We start from the raw sequence: 22,629 nt of genomic DNA, 5'->3' as shown, positions 1-22,629 counted from the left end.
CACGGTGCGGTTCTTCGGCCGACCGAGACTTCCCCTTCATTCAATTATCCTGTCGCAAACGTTCAAGCGTCTTTCGATCTGCCTGGCGGATCATGAACGCAAGCTTCCAATGATCTGATTTCAATGGCTTCCGACGCTGCGGCGAGGCTGCTCGGGCGGCGCCCCTCCAGGAGAAAAGCATGCAACGCTATTCCGGATTCGGTCTGGTCAAGCACGCGCTGAACCATCACGAAAACTGGCAGCGCCAGTGGCGCAACCCTACGCCGAAGAAGCAGTACGACATCGTCATCGTCGGCGGTGGCGGCCACGGCCTGGCTACCGCCTATTATCTGGCCAAGGTCCACAACATCACCAATGTCGCGGTGATCGAGAAAGGCTGGCTGGGTGGCGGCAACACCGCTCGCAATACCACGATCGTGCGTTCCAACTACCTGTGGGACGAAGCGGCCGCGCTGTTCGAACACTCCATGAAGCTGTGGGAAGGCCTCTCCCGGGACATCAACTACAACGTGATGTTCTCGCAGCGGGGCGTGCTCAACCTCGGCCACACGCTGCAGGACATGCGCGACATCCAGCGCCGCGTCAACGCCAACCGCCTGAACGGGATCGATGGCGAAGTCCTCGATGCCAAGGGGGTCCAGGAGATCGTGCCGATCCTCGACTGCTCGAGCCGGGCCCGCTATCCGGTCCTCGGCGCTTCCTGGCAGCCGCGCGGCGGCGTGGCCCGTCACGACGCCGTGGCCTGGGGCTACGCGCGGGCGGCGGACGCACTCGGCGTGGACCTGCTGCAGAACACCGAAGTCACCGGTTTCAAGATCCGTGACGGCCGCGTCCATGGCGTTCACACCAATCGCGGCGACATCGAAGCGAAGACGGTGGGCTGCGTCGCCGCCGGGAATTCCGGGGTGCTCGCCAAAATGGCCGGCTTCAGGCTTCCGCTAGAGTCCCACCCGCTGCAGGCGCTGGTCTCCGAGCCGCTGAAGCCGGTGCTGGATACGGTGGTCATGTCCAACCATGTGCATGGCTACATTAGCCAGTCGGACAAGGGCGATCTGGTCATCGGCGCCGGCATCGACGGCTACGTGGGTTATGGTCAGCGCGGCAGCTACCCCACCGTCGAGCATACCCTGCAGGCAATCGTCGAGATGTTCCCGATCTTCTCCCGCGTGCGCATGAACCGCCAATGGGGCGGCATCGTCGACACCTGCCCCGACGCCAGTCCGATCCTCTCGGCCACGCCGGTCAAGGGCATGTTCTTCAACTGCGGCTGGGGCACCGGCGGCTTCAAGGCCACGCCGGGCTCCGGCCACGTCTTCGCGGCGACGCTGGCCAAGGGCGAAGCGCATCCGCTGGCCGCACCGTTTTCGATCGACCGCTTCCACACCGGCGCCCTGGTGGACGAACACGGCGCCGCTGGCGTCGCCCACTGAGGAGGACTCTTTCATGTTCCATATCTACTGCCCTTACTGCGAAGAGTATCGCGAAGAGGAAGAGTTCCATCCGCGTGGCCAGGCCCATCTGCAGCGCCCCGCCGACCCGGAGAACTGTTCCGATGAACAATGGGGGGACTATCTGTTCTTCCGCGACAACCCCCGCGGCATTCATCACGAGCTGTGGGTGCATTCCGTCGGCTGTCGCAAGTTCTTCAACATCACGCGGCACACCGCGAATTACGAGATTCTCGAAACCTACAAGATGGGCGAGCGCCCCTCGATCACGGCCGAAACGCTGGCCGCCGACGAACGCCAGTCCGGCGTTCAGGCCGCGTCCGGCGGCTGGCAGACGGTCGGCGCACGCCCTGAAGACGAAGCGTTGAACACGGAGGCACGGGCATGACGCAGATCCATCGATCCAACCGCGGCGGTCGTATCGATCGCTCCCGCGAACTCTCCTTCACGTTCAACGGCAAGCGCTACACGGGCTACGCCGGCGATACGCTGGCCTCCGCCCTGCTGGCCAACGGCGTCGATATCGTCAATCGCAGCTTCAAGTATTCGCGGCCGCGCGGCATCGTCGCGGCGGGCCCGGAAGAGCCCAATGCCGTCGTGCAGCTGGGCGCCAGCGAAGCGGCCCAGGTGCCCAACGTCCGCGCCACACAGCAGGCGCTCTACGAAGGGCTGGTCGCTCGCAGCACCAACGGCTGGCCGAACGTGCAGCGCGACATGATGGGGATGATCGGCAAGCTGGGCGGCAGCTTCATGCCGCCGGGGTTCTACTACAAGACCTTCATGGCGCCGGCCTCGATGTGGATGACCTACGAGAAGTACATTCGCAAGAGCGCCGGTCTGGGGCGCAGTCCGCTCGAATCCGATCCGGACATTTACGACCACCTCAATCAGCATTGCGACGTGCTGATCATCGGCGGCGGTGCCGCCGGTCTGATGGCGGCGCGTATCGCTGCCGACAGCGGCGCCCGGGTCATGCTCTGCGACGAGCAGGAGGAACTGGGCGGTTCGCTGCTGGACAGCCGCGAGGCGCTCGACGGCCTGCCGGCGCCGGAATGGGTATCGCAAGTGGTCACCGAGCTGTCGGCAAGAGAGAACGTCGAGCTGCTGCCACGAACGACCGCCAACGGCTATCACGACCACAACTTCGTCACGCTCCACGAGCGTCGCACCGAACATCTCTGGGATACCGCCCCCGCCGTGAACCGGCGTCCGCAGGCGCGCTCCCGCCTGCATCGCGTGCGTGCCCGGCACGTCATTCTGGCGACGGGCACCCACGAGCGCCCGCTGGTCTACGGCAACAACGATGTGCCCGGCAACATGGTTGCCGGCGCGGTCTCCACCTATATCCGGCGTTTCGGCGTGGTGCCGGGCCACAAGCTGGTGCTGTCGGTCAGCAACGATCACGCCTATCGCACGGCGCTGGACTGGCACGAGTCGGGCCGTGAAGTGGTGGCGATCGTCGATGCCCGCGCCACGTCTCAGGGTGAACTGGCCGAACAGGCCCGCGCCCTGGGGATCCGGGTCATCAACCAGAGCGCCGTCATCGAGGCCAAGGGCAGCGACCGCGTCACGGCGGCTCGCATCGCCAGGATCGATCTGGACGCGTTCTGCGTTCTCGGTCACGAAGAGACGCTGAGCTGCGACACCATTGCCAGCTCCGGTGGCTACAGCCCCGTCATCCACCTCTCTTCCCATACCGGAACCCGGCCCGTATGGCGCGACGATGTGCTGGGCTTCGTGCCTGGCGACGTGAAGGGCATGACATCGGTGGGCGGCGTTCACGGCGTCTTCGCCCTGAAGGCGGTGCTCGAGCACGCCACCGAAGGGGCTCGCCGCGCGCTGGATGCCATCGGGTTCGATAGCGCCTCGTCCGTGACCGGGCTGCCTGACGTCGCCGAACGGCGCGAGGAACCCGCCTGCGCGCTCTTCCAGGTGCCTCACGTGAAGTCGGCGATGCGAGCCCCCAAGCAGTTCGTCGATCTCCAGAACGATGTCACTGCCGCGGGTATCGAACTGGCCACACGTGAAGGGTTCGAATCGATCGAGCACGTCAAGCGCTATACCGCGCTGGGCTTCGGCACCGATCAGGGGAAACTCGGCAACATCAACGGCATGGCGATTGCCGCGCGCTGCCTGAAGCGTTCGATCCCGGAAGTCGGCACCACCGTCTTCCGGCCCAATTACACGCCGGTAACGTTCGGCGCCATCGTTGGCCGCCACTGCCGGGATCTGTTCGACCCCGAGCGCTACACCGCCCTGCACGCCTGGCATGTCGAGCATGGTGCGGAGTTCGAGGACGTGGGCCAGTGGAAGCGCCCCTGGTACTTCCCTCGCACAGTCAATGGCAAGAAAGAGACGATGCACGAAGCGGTATCGCGCGAAAGCCTGGCCGTGCGCGAGAAAGTCGGCATTCTCGATGCCTCGACCCTCGGCAAGATCGATATCCAGGGGCCGGATGCACGCGAGTTTCTGGGCCGGGTGTACACCAACAAGTGGGCCAAGCTGGCCCCCGGACGGGTGCGCTACGGCCTGATGTGCAAAGACGACGGCATGTTGATGGACGACGGCACCACCAGTTGTCTGGCCGAGAATCACTTCCTGATGACCACCACCACCGGTGGCGCCGCCGGGGTGATGGAATGGTTGGAGCTGTGGCACCAGACGGAGTGGCCGGAGCTCGAGGTCTATTTCACCTCGGTGACCGACCACTGGGCGACCATGACCGTGACCGGGCCGGAAGCGCGCAAGCTGATGTCAGAGGTGACCGACATCGACCTGTCCCCGGATCAGTTCAAGTTCATGGACTGGCGCGAGGGCAACGTTGCCGGCATTCCGGCCCGCGTGTTCCGAATCTCCTTCACCGGCGAACTCGCCTACGAGATCAACGTCCAGGCCAACTATGCGATGCCGGTCTGGAAGACCCTGTTCGAGAAAGGCGAGAAGTACGGGCTGACCCCCTACGGCACCGAGACCATGCACGTGCTGCGCGCCGAGAAAGGCCTGATCATCGCCGGTCAGGATACCGATGGCTCGGTCACTCCCGAGGATCTGGGCATGCAGTGGGCGGTGGGCTACGACAAGCCGTTCGCCTGGATCGGCAAACGCGCGTTGACCCGGCCTGACACGGCGCGAACCGACCGCAAGCAGTTCGTCGGCCTCAAGCCCAGGGATCCCGAGGTCGTGCTGGAGGAAGGCGCGCAGATCGTCTTCGATCCCGAGCAGAGCATCCCGATGACCATGGTCGGTCACGTCACCTCCAGCTACTACAGCCCCAATCTTGGCCACGGGTTTGCCCTCGCCGTCATCAAGGGCGGTCGCGATCGTCTGGGACAGACGGTCTATCTGCCGATGAAGGATGGCGTCGTGCATGAAGCGGAAATCGTCAGTCCGGTGTTTATCGATCCCAAAGGAGAACGTCAGAATGTCTGAGATTCGTGAATTCGACTGCCGGCCGAGCGATCAGACCGGGGCAGAGTCTCCCCTCGCCTGGTCTTTTCAGCGCGGTCCGTCTCCCGCCGCGGATGCGCAGGCCGGCGTCACGCTGCGGGAATCCGCCTTCATGGGGCATCTGATCCTGCGCGGCGGCGCCATCGTCCTGGATGAAGCCGTGCGCGAGGTGCTGGGCATCAATCTGCCGGCGCGGCCCAACACCCTGACCCTGGATTCAACGGGCGAGCGTTCGATCCAGTGGCTATCACCGGACGAATGGCTGATCGTGGTCCCCGGCGGCGAAGAGTTCGCGCTGGAGAAGGCGCTTCGCCACGCGCTGGGACAAGCACACTTCAGCCTCGTCAACGTCAGCGGCGGTCAGACCGTCATCACCTTGCGCGGCCCCAAGGCACGCGAGACGCTGATGAAGTCGACGCCCTACGACATTCACCCTTCGGCGTTCCCGGTCGGCAAGGGCGTCACCACGGTCTTCGCCAAGACCTCCGTCACCTTGCGTCAACCGAAGGCAGACTGCTGGGAACTCATCGTGCGCCGCAGTTTTGCCGACTACCTCTACCGATGGCTCCTCGACGCCGCCGCGGAATTCGGTGTCTCGGTCGAGCGTTGACGAGACAGAAGGCCGATGTGGAATCGGCCTTCCTTCACCCAGGAATCATGTCACCGGGAATAACAAATCAATGAGCAACGACTGGATCCTCACCGCCCAGTGCCCCAGCCGCCTGGGCACCATCGATGTCGTGACGCGTTTCCTGAAAGAATCGCGCTGTTACGTCAATGAAATCAGCTCGTTCAACGACGCACCAGCCGAGCGCTTCTTCATCCGCGTGGCCTTCCAGCCGGACAAGACGCTGACGTTCGACAAGGACCGCTTTACGGAATCCTTTGCGACGAGAGCGAAAGAGTTCGACATGACGTTCGAGCTCAGTTCCAGTGCCGAGCGAATGAAGACCGTCATCCTCGTTTCCAAGGCGGATCACTGCCTCAACGACCTGCTCTATCGCTATCGGACCGGCCAGTTGGCCCTCGACGTCAAGGCCATCGTGTCCAACCACCCGGACCTGGAACCGCTCGCCAGGTGGCACGACATTCCGTACCACTACCTGCCGGTCACCCCCGAAACCAAGGCGACACAGGAAGCGCAGATTCGAGCGGTGATCGATGACACGGATGCTGACCTGATCGTTCTCGCCCGTTACATGCAGGTGCTCTCACCGCAGCTCTGTGACGCTCTGAATGGACGCGCCATCAATATCCATCACTCGCTTCTCCCCGGTTTCAAAGGTGCCCGGCCCTATCACCAGGCGTATGAAAAAGGGGTAAAGCTGGTCGGCGCTACGGCGCACTACATCAATAACGATCTCGACGAAGGTCCGATCATCGCCCAGGGTGTCGAATCGGTGGATCACGCCTACTTTCCGGAAGACCTCGTCAATAAGGGCCGAGACATCGAGTGTCTGACCCTGGCGCGCGCAATTCAGTATCACACCGAAAAGCGCGTCTTCCTGCATGCCCAAAAGACCGTCATTCTCAGCAAGTAGCCTCCTCTTCGAAGACAGCCCGCCGATCGCTCAAAAAAACAAGTCGCCATCTTTCGATGGCGACTTGTTGAATATCACTGCCTGTCGAGGTTCATTCAGCGCTGGCTGATTCCGGCATCCATTCGCTGACGATATCCGGGTTATCCTCGACCCACTGCTTGGCACTTTCGTACGGATCGGCGTCGTCTTTCTGATTCAGCAGCATCACCTCGCCGAGTTCTTCCGGCGTCCAGGAGAAGTTGTCCAGAATGGCATACGCCTCGGGCATGTCCTCTTTCAGCCCCTTGCGCACGACCGTATCGATCTCCTCGCTACCGCCAAAGATATTCTTGGGATCGTCCAGATATTTCAGGTCCCAACGGGCGAACATCCAGTGCGGTGTCCAGCCGGTAATCACGATATCTTCCTGGTTGTCGATTGCCGTATCGAGGGCCGAAGTCATCGTCGCGCCGCTGCCGCTCTGCAGCTCCACATCGAGACCGTACTGGTCGATGACATCCTCGGTCAGGCTCATGATGCCGGCACCCGGATCGATGCCGGTGATACGCCCTTCCAGATCGTCCGCGTGATCGTTGATATCCTCGATACTGCTCATTTCGGAATACTCGGGAACGACCAGCCCCAGCTTGGTCCCTTCCAGATTCGCGCCAAGATTTTCCACCTGATCCTTCACTCGGGCGAAGTAGTCCTCGTGGGTGGTGGGAAGCCAGGCGGTGGTGATGGCATCGGCATCTCCCGTCGACAGCCCCTGCCACATGGCGGCGGCGGACAGCGAAGTCAGGTTGACGTCGTACCCGGCTTTTTCCAGCACGACGCGCATCACGTTCGTGGATGCCACCGCGTCGGACCATTCCACGTAGGCCAGATTGACCGTGCCCTTGTCCTGGGCTTGAGCGCTGCCGCTTGCGGCGACCGCGCCGGCAGCCATCACCAGGGAAGCGCTACCGATGAGAAGTTTCGATTTCAGAAAATCCATTATCAATCCCCTGCACGTTATTGTCAGTAACGCTTCCACCCACCTGGAGGTACCAATGCCGGAAGCGCGTGTTCTTTCCACTATCTCAATCGCCGCGGATCATGACAAATTTTCTTCACGATCCACATGCCATCGCCAGAAACCTCCGAAGGCGCGAGGAACGCCTTGTTGCCTGGTCGATGACCGTCATACCAGCTGAAAACCATGAGCCAGTGGATCGCGATCGTCAACATAAAGGGTGTTGTGGCCAATGATGTTGGCCCACCCGGCGACACTGGGCTTGATCCCGCGGTAGGGGCCGATATCGACCTCGGATTCGACCATGCCCTGATAGATCGTGCCGATGAGACTTTCATTGCGATAACGCTCGTCGACCTTCAGCCGCCCCTTTCCATGCAACTGCGCCATTCGGGCCGACGTGCCGGTACCGCCCGGCGAGCGATCGATCGCCTTGTCGCCGTAGAAGACCGCACTTCGGCCATCCGAACGCTGAGGGTCGCCCTCGTCGCACCAGATCGCGTGATGCACCCCGCGAATGCTGTCGTTTTCGGGATGCACGGGGTCGCAGACCGCAGAAACCGCGCTGCGCAACGCCTGGCTGGCCGTCACGATCTCGGAGGCCGACGCGCCTTTCAGCCCCGGCCAGTTGGCCTGGGGCTCGACCACAGCATAGAAATTGCCGCCATAGGCGATATCCACGGTCAGCAAGCCGAGACCGGGGACTTCCACCTCGACATCGGCAGCCTGCAGGAAGCTGGGGACATTGAAGAGGCGGACGGATTCCACGCGCCCTTCCTTCATGCGGTATTCCACATCGACCTTGCCGGCCGGCACTTCGATCGCCAGCTTGCCGGGTTCGCGCGGTGTCACCAGCCCCTCTTCCAGCGCCACGGTCACCAGGCCGATGGTCCCGGCGCCGCACATGGGCAGACACCCGCTCACCTCGATGAACAGCACGCCGAAATCGCAATCCTCACGAATCGACGGATAGATCATGGCCCCGGACATCGCATCGTGGCCTCGCGGTTCGAACATCAGCGCCTTGCGTATCCAGTCGTGGTCACGAACGAAGATATCCCGGCGCTCGGCCATCGACACGCTGGGCAAGAGTGGCACCCCACCCGCCACGACCCTGACCGGATTGCCACAGGCATGAGCATCGACGCAGAAAAACGTATGTCGCAATCCTGTTCTCCTTCAGGCAATGAAAAAGCGTAACTATTCAGGTGGCTGCGGATGGCATGTCGCCAACCACCTGATTTTTTTGGCATAGTGTGCCTGATCCTTCGGCACGTCTATGCGGTGACATGACCATCAGCGATATCAACGTCGACGAGGCCCTGGAACGGGTCCGGCAGCAGCTCAAGGAAGACCACACGGTCTCGCCTTCCTTGCGTGCTGCCATCGACGTGCTGATGCTGCTGGTCAAGCTGATGGCCGACCGACTGGCCACCAGCAGCCGCAACAGCAGCAAGCCGCCGTCACAAGACCCCAACCGCCAACGCCGTTCCCGGGCCAAGGGCGAGCGTCGCCCTGGCGGGCAACCGGGTCACGAAGGCAAGACGCTGGCGCCGGTCACCGATCCCGACGAGATCGTGTCGTTGCGCGTCGATCGCCGCACCTTGCCCAAAGGGCGCACCTATCGCTCGGTCGGCATCGAAACGCGCCAGGTGCAAGACATCGTGATCCAGGCCGTCGTCACCGAGTATCGCGCCGAGGTGCTGGAGGACGATCTCGGGCGGCGCCATGTGGCGCCGTTTCCCGACGGCGTGACCCGCCCGATCCAGTATGGCCCACGTCTCAAGGCGCATGTCGTCTATCTCTCGCAGTATCAGTTGCTGCCCTATGCCCGCATCCAGGCGCTGCTGGCCTCACAGTGCGATCTATCGCTGAGCACCGGCACGCTGTTCGCCTTCAATCAAGAGGCCTATCAGCGCGCCGAGGCGTTTGCCGAGTGGGCGATCCCGGCGCTGAGGCAAGCCGCGACCGTGCATGCCGACGAGACCGGGATGCAGGTCGGCGGCAAGCGCTACTGGCTGCACAGCGCCTCGAATGACGCCCTGACCTACTTGGCGCCTCACGCCAAGCGAGGTCAGGAGGCCATGGATGCCATCGGCATCCTGCCCTATGTCCAGGGGGTGCTGGTGCATGATCACTGGAAGCCTTACTACCGCTACGCGGATTGCCGCCACGCACTTTGCAACGCCCATCACCTGCGTGAATTGACTGCGGCCTGGGAAAATGACCACCAAAAGTGGGCCAAGGCGCTGCATGATCTGCTGCTGGAGATGCATCAGGCCGTTGACGCTGCCGGTGGCACGCTCTCGCCCGAAGAGGCGCAACGCTGGCGAGTCCGCTATCGGCAGTGCCTGACAGAGGGTGAGACCGAGTGTCCGCCACCGATCCCACCACCACCGGGAAAGCGCGGTCGTGCCAAACGTACCAAGGCACGTAACCTGCTCGAACGTCTCCAGGCGTACGAGGACGACGTGCTGCGTTTCCTCGACGACCCCGCCGCGCCCTTCACCAATAACCAAGGGGAGCGTGACCTGCGGATGACCAAGGTCCAGCAGAAGATTTCAGGCTGTTTCCGCTCCTGGGAAGGTGCCGAGATCTTCTGCCGGATGCGCAGCTTCCTCTCGACGGCGGTCAAGCAGGGCCTGGCAGCGCACACCGCACTGGAACAGTTGTTTGCCGGTGAAGTGCCCGAATTCATGCGTCGGGACGGCCTGGATCAGGCAGCGTGACCTGAATAGTTACGAAAAAGCTTTACCACTATCCCGTCGGGTCATGGATAACTCAAGCCGCCCCTCGCAAAGCTGAAGGAGTGCGGACCGAATATTGGGCGCTGGCTGGCGCAGGAGACAAGCATGGGCCAACGCCAGGAGAAGGCGCCGGGCGTGAAGATTCCTACCGGCACCACGGAGCACACCCGCGTGTCGACGAGATGACGCGCTGACCGCTTTAATATGACGAAATGCCATCTCAATTAGCGCTTTCTTATTCAATCCGTTTTTTCGAACTTGCTGCATATTGGCGGCGTTTCGCTGGCCGATATCGCCCCGCCAGGCGCTATTCCTCGCCGTCTGCCATGAGATGACGGCGAACCGGCGGTGAGCGTTCGCTCGTGCTTCGAAACGACGACTGCAGCCAGTGAAGGCTCGGTCCCACCCTCCGCAACGATGGATGTTACGGCTACGTCATCGCAGGACGCATCGACACGACACTCGTCATGAGATGCCTAAATGAATGCCTCCTTTTTGATCGATTACCGCCTGTCCAGCGAATGGAACGGGGGTTTTACGCTCGAAATCTATTTGACCTATCAGGGTCGCGAGCCGCTCGACGGCTACCAGCTCGATTTCGGCCTCGATGCCGAGCTGAATACGCTCTGGGGCGCCGACCGCTACGAGACGACGGATACCGGTTACCGGATCGAGGATGACGGCCAGCTCGTTCCCGGCGAGACGGTACGAATCAAGCTCAAGGCACTGGGCGACGACACGGTGATGCCCCTGTCCCCTTCGGTAAATGGCGTGACTGCCTCGCTGACCGAAGGCGCCCGGCTGCTGACCGAAGCGCTTACGCCGCCCGATCTGCTGGGTGATGACTATTCGTTCGTCGACAACGCCATCACGGTGGACGACGGCATCGACGCCGCCACGCTCAATGCGCTCATCGCCGCCGCGCCGGAAGACGCCACGATCCATCTCGCGGCCGGGCGCTACCTGTTCGACGAATCGCTCGTCATCGAACGCTCCGATATCACCCTGACGGGCGCCGGTTCGGACGACACCACTCTGGTATTTACCCGGCAGGCGCTGGAAAGCGATACGAAAAATGCCATCCGTATCAGCGGAGACGAGGGCGAGACCGTCGCCAGACTCGCCAGTGACGTTCAGCAGGGCGATACCCGACTCACGCTGGGCGAAGGACACGGCCTCGCGGTCGGCGACACGATCCGGCTGGCCCAATCGAATGACGTCGCGTTTCTCGACGCCATCGGCGATAGCGAGTGGCGGGAGCTGGATTCACCGCTGCGCACCAGCATGGCCCAGGTCGTGGCGGTCGATGGCAACGAGATCGTGCTGGATCGCGGCGTGCATTTCGACCTCGACGCCGGGGTGACGGAAGTCGACAGGATCGAACCGCTGACGGACGTTCGGCTCGAAGGGCTGACCGTGGCATTTACCCTGGGCGAGGCCGACAGCAGCAACTTCAGCAATACGCTGCCGGCGCTATCCCGCTATCACGCGGTGGAGTTCAACGCCACGGTGGGCGCGGCAATGAAAGATGTCGCCGTCGTCGATGGCCCCTCGGTCGCGTTCGAATTCAGCCGCTCGCTGGATCTCGATGTGCAGGAGATCACGGCCAGCGGCAGCTTCAACAAGGGCAGTGACGGCAACGGCTACGCCTACGAGCTGCGGGAGAGCTACGACGGTCAGTTCAGCGGCCTGGAGGATAGCGGCATGCGCCACGGCGTGCTGTTTGCTTCCTGGTACTCCTCGGTCGGCAACGAGATACGCGTCACCTCGACCGACCGCGACATCAACTTCCACGGCGGCCGCGATCACGGCAACAGCGTCCACGTCGAACAGTCGATTCGCGATGCCGGCAACGACAAGATGTCGACGACGGTCTGGATCAACGAAGGCGAGACCTTCGGCGCGCCGACTGACGCGAATGCCAACCTCGTCACCTTCGACTACGTCATCGGTTCGCGCCGCGACGATATCATCCATGCCAGCGACGACGGCGCTTACCTCGATGGCGCGCTGGGCAACGACACTCTGATCGGCGGCCGCGGCGACGACATTCTCGGCGGCGGTGGCGGATGGGGGACCAACCGGCTCGAGGGCGGCGCGGGAGACGACACCGCGCTCTTCACCGGCGAGCTGTCGGACTACGACATCGAGCATCTCGCCAGCGGCGAATGGTACGTCGCCGGTAACGGAACGCGAGACACGCTCGCCGATATCGAACGCGCCCTGTTCGCCGACGGACAGCTACTGGATCTGGCGACCGGCGCGGTCAGCCAGGTCGATGCAAGGGCCGATGTCGCCCCCGAGGCGTACTGGGCCAGCCGGGAAATCCTCGATATCACGGATGCCGCGGATACCGCGGCTACCAGCTCTCTTCACGCCTCGTTCGACGTCGTCAGCCGCTGGTCCAGCGGGTACGTCATGGGTGTCACGATCACCAACGACGGCGACGCGGCCGTGGAGGTCAATAATGTTGCGCTGAACCTGGCGAGCGATGTGCATGCGTTCTATGGCGCCAGCCTCGCCTCGCGGCAGGGCGACGACTACCGGGTCGACGTCACCAGCCGGTCGCTCGAAGCCGGCGAGTCCATGCGCTTCTCGTTCAAGGCCTACGCGGATACCAGCGATATTCCCCGGGACATTCTTCTGAATGGAGAGTCGGTCACGATCGACGAGGGATCGCTACCGGATGGCAGCCGTCTCGCCAGCGCGCTCGTCGATACCGATCGCACCGTCACGGCTTCCGGTGACGAAACGCTGACCGGCGGCAGCGGCAACGACACCCTGATCGGCAGTGCCGGAGACAACGTGCTAATGGGCAGCCTGGGCGCCGATCGGCTCGAGGGCGGCGGCGGCCAGGATCGGTTCGTGTGGCAGGCGGCGACGGAATCGACGCCGCTGTCGATCGATGAAATCGTCGATTTCGGCGACGACGATCTGATCGACCTCTCCTCGCTGGACGCCGACATCACCCAGGCGGGCCGCCAGGCGTTCCAGTGGCTGGGGGCGGAAAGCTTTACCGGCGACGCCGGCCAGCTTCGCTACGCCGACGACCAGCTGCAGGGCGACATCAACGGCGACGGCCTCTCCGATCTGGTCATTGGTGTGCAGAACCTGAACCCGATGGACAGCGGATTCCTGATCCTGAGCTAAGCATCCACTTTCCTTACTGCTTGATGATGGCGGCGCCGCATTCCTCGTTAATGCGGCGTCAATCTTTCTCACCATACGAAACCAAAGCGCTACAGAGCGTATCCCTATCGTGCCCTGGAACTGCGTAGGATTCCGTCGCCAATTGATCCAGATCAACAAAAGGGAGCCACATGATTCGTGTCGATAACGAGGTAACCGCCGAGGAACTCGAGCAGATCATCAATGAAGAGGCCAATCGCGACGAAACGGTCAAGCTGGAGGCTGGTGAATATCACTTCGACCACGCCCTGACCATTACCCGTTCAGACGTCTCTCTGGTCGGCGAAGGCAGCGACGATACACGACTGACCTTTACCGACGACGCGCTGGAGGACAACGACGACAATGCCATTCTGGTCAGCGGCGAGAAGGCAGACACGATCGGCAAGATCGAATCCGACGTCGACGAAGGCGAGGACGTGCTCAAGCTCGACGATGCCGACTCGCTGACGGCGGGCGACACGATCCGTATCGCGCAGGACAACGACACCGAGTATCTCAACGAGATCGACGATCATGACTGGCGCGAACTGGACTCGCCGCTGCGAACGAGCATGGCGAAAGTGACCGACGTCGATGGCGACTACGTCACGCTGGACCGCGGCGTTCATTTCGACTTCGATCATCATGAGGCCGAGGTCACCCGAATCGACAGCGCCGATGATGTCTCGCTGCGCGGATTTTCGGTCGGCTTCGAACTGGGCGAGCCCGATGACGACGAGTTCAGCAACGAACTCGACGACCTCACCGGCTATCACGCCATCGAATATGCCGACACTACCGACGGCGAACTCGACGATGTCGCCGTGATCGACGGCCCTTCGACCGCCTTCGAGTTCTCCCGCTCGCTGGACATGGATGCCGATTCTCTGACCGCCGAGGGCAGCTTCAACAAGGGGTCCGGCGGCAACGGCTATGCCTTCGAACTGCGCGAGAGCTACGACGGCACCTTCGACGATCTCAGCGATAGCGGGATGCGTCACGGCCTGCTGTTCGCCTCCTGGCACTCCTCGGTGGGCAACGATGTCGAAGTCACCCGAACCGATCGCGACATCAATTTCCACGGCGGTCGCGATCATGACAATCGCGTTCATGTCCAGCATTCGGTCCGCGACCCGGACAACGACAAGATCTCCTCCACATTATGGGTCAACGAAGGCGAATCCTTCGGTGCCCCCACCGACATGTCCACCAACGAGGTCACCTTCGACGATGTCGTCGGCTCGCGTCGAGACGATATCGTGCACGGCAGCGACGACGGGGTGACGCTGTTCGGCGGTACGGGCAGCGATACGCTTTTCGGCGGCGATGGCGACGACATTCTCGCCCCCGGCAGCGGCTGGGGAGAAGACTGGCTCGATGGTGGCGATGGCCATGACATCGCCCGGATGGAGGGCGACCGCGACGACTATGTCGTCGACCGGCACGACGATCGGGTAATCGTCGACGGCAACGGCATCGAAGCGACGCTGGTAGGCATCCAGGAGCTCGTCTTCGACGACGGCGGCCTGTCGCTGTAGTCAGGCCGCCCCGCCGGTCATGCCGTCAGGGCGTGTCGATCCTGGCCACGGCGTCACGACTGGCCAGCTCACGCTCGTCGCCGGTCAGTTCGCGCAGCTGGCCATCGCGCATCTCCAGTAGCCGGTCGGCGTGGGCGAAATAGTGATCGTCGTGGCTGATCGCGAAGACCGTGATGCCGAGTTCGCGGAAACGCGGCATCAGCTCGCGATAGAAGGCGCGGCGGAACTGCGGATCCTGGTCCGCGGCCCACTCGTCCAGCAGCAGGATCTGACGCTGCTCGACCAGCGCCATCAGCAGTGCGAGGCGCTTGCGCTGCCCCTGGGAGAGTTCGGTATCGAGGATTCGGCCGTCCTCGAGCTGCAGCTTGCGGGCGAGCTGCAGCGTCTGCAGCCAGTTGTCCAGCAGGGCGGGATCGGCGCTGCCGCCATGCGGCCCCATCAGCCGATCGAACTGGTGAAAATCGGTGTAGACCGCGGAGAAACGCTGCCGGTAGCGATGCCACCCCGCCTCGTCGATGGCCTCGTCATCGATACGGATCTCGCCCGAGTGCGGGCGGTAGAGCCCGGTCAGGAGCTTGGCCAGCGTCGACTTGCCGCTGCCGTTGCCGCCGATCAGGTAGACCTGCTCGCCACGCTCCAGGCGCAGATTGATCGGGCCTATTTCGAAACCCACGCGCGCAAAGCCCTCGCGGCCGGTCTTGGCCGGATAGCGATAGGTGATGTCGCGCAACTCCAGCGACTGCCACTCGCTGTGCGTTTCGAGCAGATCGAAATCTTCACGGTACTCGGCCAGCGCCAGCTCGCGCAGCCTGTCGAAGGAAACCTGTGCCGTGATCAGCGTCGGCGTCGCGCCGACGGCCTGGATCAGCGGCGAGCGCAGAAACAGCAGGGTCAGCGAGAACGTCGCCGCCACGGCGGTATTCGACCAGCCCAGACCGTTGGCCAGGAAGAACACCAGGCCGATGGCCCCCAGCATCATGATGTTGGTCCAGTTGCCCGCGCTCAGGTGGTAGGTGTCGGCGCGAATGATGTGATCGCGATAGGTGCGGGCATTGTCACCGTAGACCTCTTCCAGTAGGTGCCGGGCGCGGTCGCGGTTGAGCGCCAGCTCCTTGCGCCCGTGAATGATCGTCTCGTAGTCCTGGTAGAGCCGGCTGTCGGTGGTGCGGGTAATGTGAATGTGGTGATAAACCTTCGATACCAGCCACCAGCCGACCAGCATGGTCACGGCAATCCAGATCGCCGTGATCAGCAGCAGCGGCGGCGAGAGCCAGAACAGGTAGGCGACGGAAGCCAGCGTGATGACGACGCCCTGCACCAGTTCCGGCAGCCGGACGAAGGCGATGGTCACGTTGCGGATGTCGCTGGAAAGGCACGACAGCAGATGCGCGCTGCCGAGCTGCTCGAGACGTTCGATGTCGGTATCGAGAATGCGCTTGATCAGGCGGCCGCGTAACCGGTAGACGAAATGGTGGCCCAGCGTCGTCAGTGCCAGCTGCGATCCCAGCGTGACTGCCAGCAGCAGCGCCACCAGCCCGATGAAAGGCAGCAACGCGGTCATCGCGGTGCCGTCGGTGACGATCAGGTAGTGGTTGATGAAGGCGATGACGCCGATCCCCAGCGCCGCGCTCAGCAGGCTGAGCAGCATGACGCCGATGAACGGCCAGCGATAGTGACGAAAGACGACGCGCAGTAGTTCCATTCGGATTCCGTAGCCGGCGATTGGGCTCGATCGGGAGGCCTGCACGCATCAGCGACGGCGGCGTTTCATCGCAACGCGGGCCGAGCCGACGAGTCGAGGCGTCGAACGAGGCGCGCGGCGCCGAGATCTCCTCGGCTGACCGCAGGCGCGAATGATTCTGATCTTCACTGATGAAGTCAAGCCGCGTCAGGTCGGCAGATCCCCGGAAGTGCCATGGCTGGCGTGTGATGGGCCGTTTCGCACGCCGGTCACGTTTCGTCGTCGGAGAACATCATCTGAATTCGCGAGCGCAGCCAACGCTCGGCAGGGTCGTTGTCGTAGACGCTCTGCCACACCATGCTCAACGGCGACGGCGCACGCTCCAGCGGCATCTCGTCCACCCGCAACCCGCCCTGCGCGGCCAGCACGTCCGCGGCGTAATCCGGCACGGTGGCGACCATGTCGGTATCCCGCAACAGCGATGCCAGACTGTTGAACTGCGGGACGGCCAGCACGATGCGGCGCTTGCGCCCTTTCTCGGCGAGCAGGTCGTCGACATAGCCATTGAGATCGCCATCGAACGACACCAGCACATGCGGCCGTTCGCAGTAGTCGTCGAGGGTCAACGCCCCGGGGCGGCTGTCCGCCCGCAGTACCTTGGCGCGGCTGTGGCGCAGGATCTTCTGCTTCGCATTGGCCGGCAGCTCCCGCGCATAGCCGGCGGCAACGGTCACTTCGCCGGTATTGAGCAGTTGCGGCATCAGATGAAAATCGGCCCGCCGGACCACCAGCACGATGCCCGGCGCTTCGGTCCGCAACCGCTTGAGCAGCGCCGGCAGCAGGGCGAATTCGATATCGTCGCTCAGCCCGATTCGAAACACCGCCTCGCTGGTCTCGGGGTCGAAATCGCTGGTACGGCTGAGCACGTTGGAGATGGCATCGAGGGCAGGCTGCAACTGTTCGTAGATCTGCTCAGCGCGAGCGGTCGGCACCATCTGGCGGCCGGTTCTCACCAGCAACGGGTCGTTGAAGACATCCCTGAGCCTGGCCAGGGAGGCGCTGGTGGCCGGCTGGCCCAGAAACAATCGCTCCGCGGCCCGCGAGACGCTGCGTTCCTGCATCAGGGTCTCGAACACGACCAGCAGCTTGAAATCCACCCCGCGCAGGTCACTACGGTTCATGCATCTCCTCCCTTCGACGGCTGGCGGCCCCCGTTCGTTGCTCCGGAACCCCCGACGGCGACCGCCATCGGGGTTCTGTATCGATCAGCGTTATAACCACTATCGATCTTCGAGCATAGTGTTTGCCTGTCATCGCCGATAGAGTCGGGGCAAGCTCTGGAACCATTGAGGTGCACGATGTCACGTGCGATACAGTTTCAACGTTTCGGCGACGCCGACGTTCTGGAAATCATTGAGCGCGACGACCCGCACCCCGCAGCCGGGGAAGTCCTGATCGAGACCGAAGCGCTCGGTCTCAACTGGTACGACATCCTGTGGCGGCGCAACATGGCGCCCACGGAGGCCAGACTACCGGCCGGCACGGGTAGCGAAATGGCCGGTACGGTCATTGCCATCGGCCCGGGCGTGACCGCCTTCTCGCCGGGGGAGCGCGTCGCATCGATCCCCGCGTTCGACCCCAACCAGTATATGGCACACGCCGAGCGCGTGCTGCTGCCGGCCGAGGCGCTCATTGCCTATCCGGATTGCCTGCCCCCGGCCGAGGCCAGCGTTCACTACGTTCCGTCGCTGATCAGTTGGCTGGGATTCCGCGAAGTCGCCGATCTCAAACCCGGCGAAACGGTGCTGATCACCGGCGCTTGCCATATCGGCGGCCCCTACGCCGTCCAGATCGCCCATGCGCTGGGCGCCCGGGTCATCGCGGCGACACCGCACGAGTCGGCGATCGACTATCTCAAATCTCTGGGCGCCGACGCGGTGGTGCACACGGAAACCCAGGATCTCGTCACCCGGATCGACAAGCTGACCGATCGCCATGGGGTCGACGTGGTGCTCGATGCGCTGGGCGGCCCCCAGATGAACCTGCTGGGCGATGTGATGGCACCCCGCGGCCGCCTGATTCTCTACGGTTTGTTGGGAGGCAACCAGACCACGTTCCCGGCTCAGGCCGCCTTCCGCAAGAACATCCAGTTCCATGTGCACTGCCTCTCCAACTTCAGCGGCAAGCCGGAGCTGGGCATCCCCCAGAACCGGGAAGCACTGGATCGCGCCATTGCCGACATCGAGCGGATGACCCGGGCCGGCGAGATCAAGCCGCAGATCGACTACCGCTTCGCGTTCGAGGAGATGGTCGAGGCACATCGCTATCTGGAAACCTGCGCCAACCACCATGGACGCATCGTGGTCGAAATGGCCTGATCGGCAGGGGCATGTGGCGGTGATCGGCAAACGCGCATTGCCAGTCGCCTGACGGATTGACGACAATACGTGCTTCCACTTTTGTCGCTCTCTCTCACCGCCCTCAGTCAGGCTAAAGGGCTCAAGGATATTCGATGCTTGCTCAACTGTTCGCGGTCATGGCACCAGTTCTGGTTGGAGCAAGCATCGGGTTCGGCTGGATTCGCCTGGGGTTGAGCTATCCCACCGAGTTCGTCACCAAGCTGGTATTCAACATCGGTACGCCGGCACTGGTCCTGGCCTCCCTCGCCAATGCCGAGGTCGACCCTCACACCTTCGGGCGCACCCTCGCCACGACTTTCGTGGTGCTCGCCGGCATGGCGGTAGCGAGTTTCGGCGTCGCCAGGCTGCTGGGCAAACCCTGGCAGGTGATCATCTCACCGATGATGTATCCCAATGCCGGCAACATGGGTTTGCCGGTTTCGCTTTACGCCTTCGGCAAGGAAGGATTCACCTTCGCCATGACGGCCTGGGTCGCCAATGCGCTGATCCAGTTCACCGTCGGCATGATGATGGCGACGCGCGGCAACCCCTGGAAGATGCTGGTCCGCAATCCCACGCTGTACAGCATCGCCATCTCGCTGGTGCTGCTGCTGTCCGGCGTCCATCTGCCGGCGTGGCTCGGCAATACCGTCCACCTTCTTTCCGGCCTGACCATCCCGCTGATGCTGATCACCCTGGGCGTCTCGCTGGCCAGCATCCAGGCCCGCAGCTTGTCTTCGGGATTTCTGTTCACGCTGTGCCGCGTGCCCATCGCGCTGGCCCTCTCTTTCGGCATCGCTGCCTGGTTCGGCCTGCCGCCAGTGGCCGCCAGCGCCGTGGCGCTCCAGATGAGCATGCCGGTCGCCGTCTACAACTACCTGTTCGCGCAACGTTCTCGTCGCGAACCGGAGTACGTCGCCAGTCTGGTTTTCTGCTCCACCGTGCTGGCCTTCGTGTACCTGCCGCTGGAACTGGCCTTCATGCTGTAGCGCCTCCCTGGCTTGCAAAAGCACAGTGAGCAACTACATTACAAAGTGTAATCTTTTAAAAATTAATGGATTACAGAGAGTTGCATGCATAGATAGTCACGTGCATAGATAGCTGCATGCACAGAAAGCTGCACGCCCAAGAAGCCGCAAGGCAAGGAGACACAGATGCAAAACCTGTCATGGAAGCAGACACTCGGCGTGGCCACGCTGGCAGCCGGCAGCGTGATGATGTCCCAGGCCGCCCTGGCGCAGGACAATACGGGCCCGCAAGGCCTCTATTCCGCCGATGAACTGATGGATGCAGACGTCTTCCTGTCCAGCCAACCGAATGAAGACATTGGCGACGTCGACGACATCCTGCTGGGCGAAGACATGAGCATCCAGGCCCTGGTCGTCGAAGCCGGTGGCGTACTCGACATAGGCGACAAGGACTTCGTGGTCCAGAAAGGCGACTTCACGGTCGAAACCAACAACGACGATAACCTCGACAACATCGAGTATCGCGTCGTTCTCGACATGGACGAAAGTGCGCTGAAGCAGCAGCCCGAATACGATAACGACTGGTGGCAACAGGCCAAGACGCAGGCTGCCGACGCCTGGGAAAACACCAAGCAAGGGGCTTCCAGTGCCTGGGAAGACACCAAGGCTGCCACCTCCGACCTTCTTGACGACGCCAGCGACGCGATCGACAACAACTGATCGCATCACGCTCCCCTGGAGCGTCGAACCGCTAGATGACTAGCACAAAAAAACCGCCGACTCGATGTCGGCGGTTTTTTCATGTGCGGGCCTGACAGGCCGCTGCACCCTGATACGATTACTGCTGCGGCTGCTGGACCATGCCCTTGACGCGCTGCATCAGCTGCGGGTCCTGCTGGATGGCCTGGCCGATGGAGTTGAACTGCTCGACACTCATGCCGCTGTCCTGAACCGCCTGCACCATTTCGTCATTGGCCTGCTGACGAATCTCCTGTTGCTCGCTTTCGTCGGAGGCGTTCTGCAGCTGCTCGGTGTAATCCTGAGAGATCATCGCGATGTTCTGAGAGGCATCGGCGAACTGCTGCAACTGATCATCGGAAAAGTTCTGGGCAGGTGCCTGTGTCTGCGAACCGCTGCCGGCTGCGTTCTGGTCCTGCGCCATGGCTGGTACGCTGGCGAGACCGGTCGTCATCATTGCTGCCGCGAGAAATGCAGTGATCCTTTGCATGAATACCTCCAAGTACGATTTTATGCATGTGCTGTCATGGGATGCCACGCAGGGCGGAGAGTTCCGCCCGGAAGTGTTTCTACAGGAAATTTAATGTTTCCTTAAGAAACTTGAGCGCAGTTACCCTTCCAGCTCGCCTCCTCATGGTAACCATTCGACGATAGCCTGAATACCGTCGCGAACCTTGCTCAGCGCCGGTAACGCCATGGGATCGTCATGGCGCTGCGGCTGCTGCGCCAGCAGCGTCTCGCCATCGAAGTCCACATAGGCCAGACGCACCGTGAGCTGGGCGGGATCGCAACCGAAGGCACTGCCCGGCAGCAACGCCACGCCGGTCTCAGCGAGCAGCCGTGCGGTCAGCTCGGCACTGGTGGTGATGCCCCGCCGAGCCAGCCCCTCGCGATGCGCCTCGAAATCGGGGAACAGGTAGAAGCCGCCATTGGGAAGATGAGTGCGAATGCCCGCCGCCTGCAGCCGAGTCCCACACCAGTGGCCGATCAGGCCCAGCCAGGCCCGCTGGCGATCGAGGTATTCGGTCAATTCGGGCGTGACCCGATAGGCGACACAGGCGGCCTCCTGAACCGGGCTGGCAACGCTCGACCAGGTCTCCGAGGCGATGCCCAGCAGGCGCGAGAAAATCTCGTTTCCCAGCGCTTCGGGCACGTGCATCACCCCCAGCCGCCACCCGCCCGCGCCACACCACTTCGACAGGCCGCTGGTTGTCACCGTGCCCTCGGGGTAGTCGAGCGCGAAGGCGCGATGAGATCCATCATGATCCAGTGGCCCGTAGATCTCGTCGGCCAGCACGATCACGCCATGGCGGCGCGCCACCTCGGCCAGCGCCTGCTGGCTGTCGGCCTCGGGCGATAACCCGGTGGGATTGCCGGGTGCGTTGAGTATCAGCAATCGCGGGCGGCTGCCGCCTTCACGGCAATGCGCCTCGAGCTGTTCGGGCGTGATCTGCCAGCGCGTCTCGAAACTCGCTGCCAGCTTGACCGCGGTCTGCCCCGCCAGACGCGCCTGCGGCGCATAGGAGACCCAAGCCGGCGCGGGGATCAGGATTTCCGCCGCCGGTAGCGCCTTGATCAAGGCGAACAGCAGCAACTTGCTGCCGGGGCCGATCAACACGCGCGAGGCCGACCACGACGTGCCGTCGATCTCGCGGTGGAAAGCCGCGACCTGCTCGCGTAGCGCCGGCAATCCCTGCACGGGGAGATACGCTTTCTGATCGGCGTGACGGGCCAGAGCCTCCACCGCAGGTGGATAGACCGGAAACGGCGATTGACCGAAGCCGAACTTGATGACGCGCTCGCCTCGGGATTCCAGCAGTCGCGACTGTTCGTTGATCAATAAGGTATCGGACGCCGGCGTGGCGTTGAGGTCGTCGGCGTAGGCACGATTCAATAGGGCGGCAGCAAGCCCCTGACAAGCGGTCATGGCGGCAGGATTCCTGGTTTGCATGAGTAT

At 62.8% G+C, this 22,629-nt stretch carries 17 protein-coding genes; 11 read left to right on the top strand and 6 right to left on the bottom strand.

All coding sequences use genetic code 11. The features are described 5' to 3' along the window. Positions 1-179: 179 nt before the first annotated feature. The 5 genes from ACWHY3_RS05235 (at position 180) to purU (ending at position 6,436) form a co-directional block, all read left to right on the top strand. Positions 180-1,430, top strand: a complete 1,251-nt coding sequence (locus ACWHY3_RS05235; protein ID WP_303856748.1) for a sarcosine oxidase subunit beta family protein — start codon at positions 180-182, stop codon at positions 1,428-1,430. 13 nt (positions 1,431-1,443) lie between these two features. Beyond that, entirely contained in the window at positions 1,444-1,836 is a 393-nt protein-coding gene (locus ACWHY3_RS05230) for a sarcosine oxidase subunit delta (protein WP_448127746.1), read from the top strand. After that, positions 1,833-4,877 (top strand): sarcosine oxidase subunit alpha family protein, encoded by a 3,045-nt coding sequence (locus ACWHY3_RS05225; protein WP_448127745.1) that lies wholly within the window; start codon positions 1,833-1,835, stop codon positions 4,875-4,877. The genes ACWHY3_RS05230 and ACWHY3_RS05225 overlap by 4 nt, the downstream gene beginning before the upstream one ends. Next, positions 4,870-5,505 carry a sarcosine oxidase subunit gamma gene (locus ACWHY3_RS05220; protein ID WP_448127744.1) on the top strand — a complete coding sequence of 212 codons (636 nt, stop codon included), beginning with the start codon at positions 4,870-4,872 and terminating at the stop codon, positions 5,503-5,505. The genes ACWHY3_RS05225 and ACWHY3_RS05220 overlap by 8 nt, the downstream gene beginning before the upstream one ends. Before the next feature lie 70 nt (positions 5,506-5,575). After that, complete coding sequence (gene purU, locus ACWHY3_RS05215; protein WP_448127743.1) at positions 5,576-6,436, top strand: formyltetrahydrofolate deformylase; 861 nt, start codon at positions 5,576-5,578, stop codon at positions 6,434-6,436. A 91-nt stretch (positions 6,437-6,527) separates the two neighbouring features. Here purU and ACWHY3_RS05210 read toward each other — a convergent pair whose 3' ends face one another. Both ACWHY3_RS05210 and ACWHY3_RS05205 read right to left on the bottom strand, forming a co-directional pair. After that, the gene (locus tag ACWHY3_RS05210; RefSeq protein ID WP_087719273.1) at positions 6,528-7,412 is read right to left on the bottom strand and encodes a glycine betaine ABC transporter substrate-binding protein; all 885 of its coding nucleotides are present in this window, start codon (positions 7,410-7,412) and stop codon (positions 6,528-6,530) included. A gap of 186 nt (positions 7,413-7,598) precedes the next feature. Further along, complete coding sequence (locus ACWHY3_RS05205) at positions 7,599-8,597, bottom strand: 4-hydroxyproline epimerase (RefSeq protein ID WP_087719272.1); 999 nt, start codon at positions 8,595-8,597, stop codon at positions 7,599-7,601. Positions 8,598-8,719: 122 nt separating this feature from the next. Between ACWHY3_RS05205 and tnpC the strand changes: the two genes are divergently transcribed. From tnpC to ACWHY3_RS05190, 3 genes are all read left to right on the top strand, one after another. Continuing rightward, positions 8,720-10,159, top strand: a complete 1,440-nt coding sequence (gene tnpC / locus ACWHY3_RS05200) for an IS66 family transposase (protein WP_023004967.1) — start codon at positions 8,720-8,722, stop codon at positions 10,157-10,159. Positions 10,160-10,657: 498 nt separating this feature from the next. After that, positions 10,658-13,327 carry a cellulose binding domain-containing protein gene (locus ACWHY3_RS05195; RefSeq protein ID WP_448127742.1) on the top strand — a complete coding sequence of 890 codons (2,670 nt, stop codon included), beginning with the start codon at positions 10,658-10,660 and terminating at the stop codon, positions 13,325-13,327. 170 nt (positions 13,328-13,497) lie between these two features. Further along, on the top strand, positions 13,498-14,886 hold the full coding sequence (locus ACWHY3_RS05190; RefSeq protein WP_448127741.1) for a calcium-binding protein: 1,389 nt from the start codon (positions 13,498-13,500) through the stop codon (positions 14,884-14,886). A gap of 25 nt (positions 14,887-14,911) precedes the next feature. Here the strand turns inward: ACWHY3_RS05190 and ACWHY3_RS05185 are convergent, their stop codons facing one another. Both ACWHY3_RS05185 and ACWHY3_RS05180 read right to left on the bottom strand, forming a co-directional pair. Next, positions 14,912-16,588 carry a multidrug ABC transporter permease/ATP-binding protein gene (locus ACWHY3_RS05185; protein ID WP_448127740.1) on the bottom strand — a complete coding sequence of 559 codons (1,677 nt, stop codon included), beginning with the start codon at positions 16,586-16,588 and terminating at the stop codon, positions 14,912-14,914. A gap of 248 nt (positions 16,589-16,836) precedes the next feature. Next, positions 16,837-17,748 carry a LysR family transcriptional regulator gene (locus ACWHY3_RS05180; RefSeq protein WP_448127739.1) on the bottom strand — a complete coding sequence of 304 codons (912 nt, stop codon included), beginning with the start codon at positions 17,746-17,748 and terminating at the stop codon, positions 16,837-16,839. A 177-nt stretch (positions 17,749-17,925) separates the two neighbouring features. Between ACWHY3_RS05180 and ACWHY3_RS05175 the strand changes: the two genes are divergently transcribed. The 3 genes from ACWHY3_RS05175 to ACWHY3_RS05165 all read left to right on the top strand — a co-directional run bounded on the left by ACWHY3_RS05175 (position 17,926) and on the right by ACWHY3_RS05165 (position 20,654). Further along, positions 17,926-18,945, top strand: a complete 1,020-nt coding sequence (locus ACWHY3_RS05175; protein WP_448127738.1) for a zinc-dependent alcohol dehydrogenase family protein — start codon at positions 17,926-17,928, stop codon at positions 18,943-18,945. A gap of 134 nt (positions 18,946-19,079) precedes the next feature. Beyond that, positions 19,080-19,955 carry an AEC family transporter gene (locus tag ACWHY3_RS05170; protein WP_087719266.1) on the top strand — a complete coding sequence of 292 codons (876 nt, stop codon included), beginning with the start codon at positions 19,080-19,082 and terminating at the stop codon, positions 19,953-19,955. A gap of 165 nt (positions 19,956-20,120) precedes the next feature. Next, positions 20,121-20,654 carry a hypothetical protein gene (locus ACWHY3_RS05165; protein WP_087719265.1) on the top strand — a complete coding sequence of 178 codons (534 nt, stop codon included), beginning with the start codon at positions 20,121-20,123 and terminating at the stop codon, positions 20,652-20,654. Between the two features lie 118 nt (positions 20,655-20,772). On the opposite strand, the gene ACWHY3_RS05160 is transcribed toward ACWHY3_RS05165, so the two are convergent. Both ACWHY3_RS05160 and ACWHY3_RS05155 read right to left on the bottom strand, forming a co-directional pair. Then, the gene (locus ACWHY3_RS05160) at positions 20,773-21,162 is read right to left on the bottom strand and encodes a DUF4168 domain-containing protein (RefSeq protein ID WP_087719264.1); all 390 of its coding nucleotides are present in this window, start codon (positions 21,160-21,162) and stop codon (positions 20,773-20,775) included. Positions 21,163-21,303: 141 nt separating this feature from the next. Beyond that, positions 21,304-22,599, bottom strand: a complete 1,296-nt coding sequence (locus ACWHY3_RS05155) for a pyridoxal phosphate-dependent aminotransferase (RefSeq protein ID WP_448127737.1) — start codon at positions 22,597-22,599, stop codon at positions 21,304-21,306. Positions 22,600-22,629 lie beyond the last annotated feature (30 nt).

Source organism: Salinicola sp. NYA28a (assembly GCF_976982775.1).
Note: the sequence above shows the minus strand (reverse complement) of the source record. Positions and strands in the feature narration are given on the sequence as shown.

Bases quoted from the DNA above. Each gene is read 5' to 3' on its own strand.
- ACWHY3_RS05235 (WP_303856748.1), top strand. From the start codon at position 180: ATGCAACGCTATTCCGGATTCGGTCTGGTCAAGCACGCGCTGAACCAT.
- ACWHY3_RS05230 (WP_448127746.1), top strand. From the start codon at position 1,444: ATGTTCCATATCTACTGCCCTTACTGCGAAGAGTATCGCGAAGAGGAA.
- ACWHY3_RS05225 (WP_448127745.1), top strand. From the start codon at position 1,833: ATGACGCAGATCCATCGATCCAACCGCGGCGGTCGTATCGATCGCTCC.
- ACWHY3_RS05220 (WP_448127744.1), top strand. From the start codon at position 4,870: ATGTCTGAGATTCGTGAATTCGACTGCCGGCCGAGCGATCAGACCGGG.
- purU (WP_448127743.1), top strand. From the start codon at position 5,576: ATGAGCAACGACTGGATCCTCACCGCCCAGTGCCCCAGCCGCCTGGGC.
- ACWHY3_RS05210 (WP_087719273.1), bottom strand. From the start codon at position 7,412: ATGGATTTTCTGAAATCGAAACTTCTCATCGGTAGCGCTTCCCTGGTG.
- tnpC (WP_023004967.1), top strand. From the start codon at position 8,720: ATGACCATCAGCGATATCAACGTCGACGAGGCCCTGGAACGGGTCCGG.
- ACWHY3_RS05195 (WP_448127742.1), top strand. From the start codon at position 10,658: ATGAATGCCTCCTTTTTGATCGATTACCGCCTGTCCAGCGAATGGAAC.
- ACWHY3_RS05190 (WP_448127741.1), top strand. From the start codon at position 13,498: ATGATTCGTGTCGATAACGAGGTAACCGCCGAGGAACTCGAGCAGATC.
- ACWHY3_RS05185 (WP_448127740.1), bottom strand. From the start codon at position 16,588: ATGGAACTACTGCGCGTCGTCTTTCGTCACTATCGCTGGCCGTTCATC.
- ACWHY3_RS05180 (WP_448127739.1), bottom strand. From the start codon at position 17,748: ATGAACCGTAGTGACCTGCGCGGGGTGGATTTCAAGCTGCTGGTCGTG.
- ACWHY3_RS05175 (WP_448127738.1), top strand. From the start codon at position 17,926: ATGTCACGTGCGATACAGTTTCAACGTTTCGGCGACGCCGACGTTCTG.
- ACWHY3_RS05170 (WP_087719266.1), top strand. From the start codon at position 19,080: ATGCTTGCTCAACTGTTCGCGGTCATGGCACCAGTTCTGGTTGGAGCA.
- ACWHY3_RS05165 (WP_087719265.1), top strand. From the start codon at position 20,121: ATGCAAAACCTGTCATGGAAGCAGACACTCGGCGTGGCCACGCTGGCA.
- ACWHY3_RS05160 (WP_087719264.1), bottom strand. From the start codon at position 21,162: ATGCAAAGGATCACTGCATTTCTCGCGGCAGCAATGATGACGACCGGT.
- ACWHY3_RS05155 (WP_448127737.1), bottom strand. From the start codon at position 22,599: ATGACCGCTTGTCAGGGGCTTGCTGCCGCCCTATTGAATCGTGCCTAC.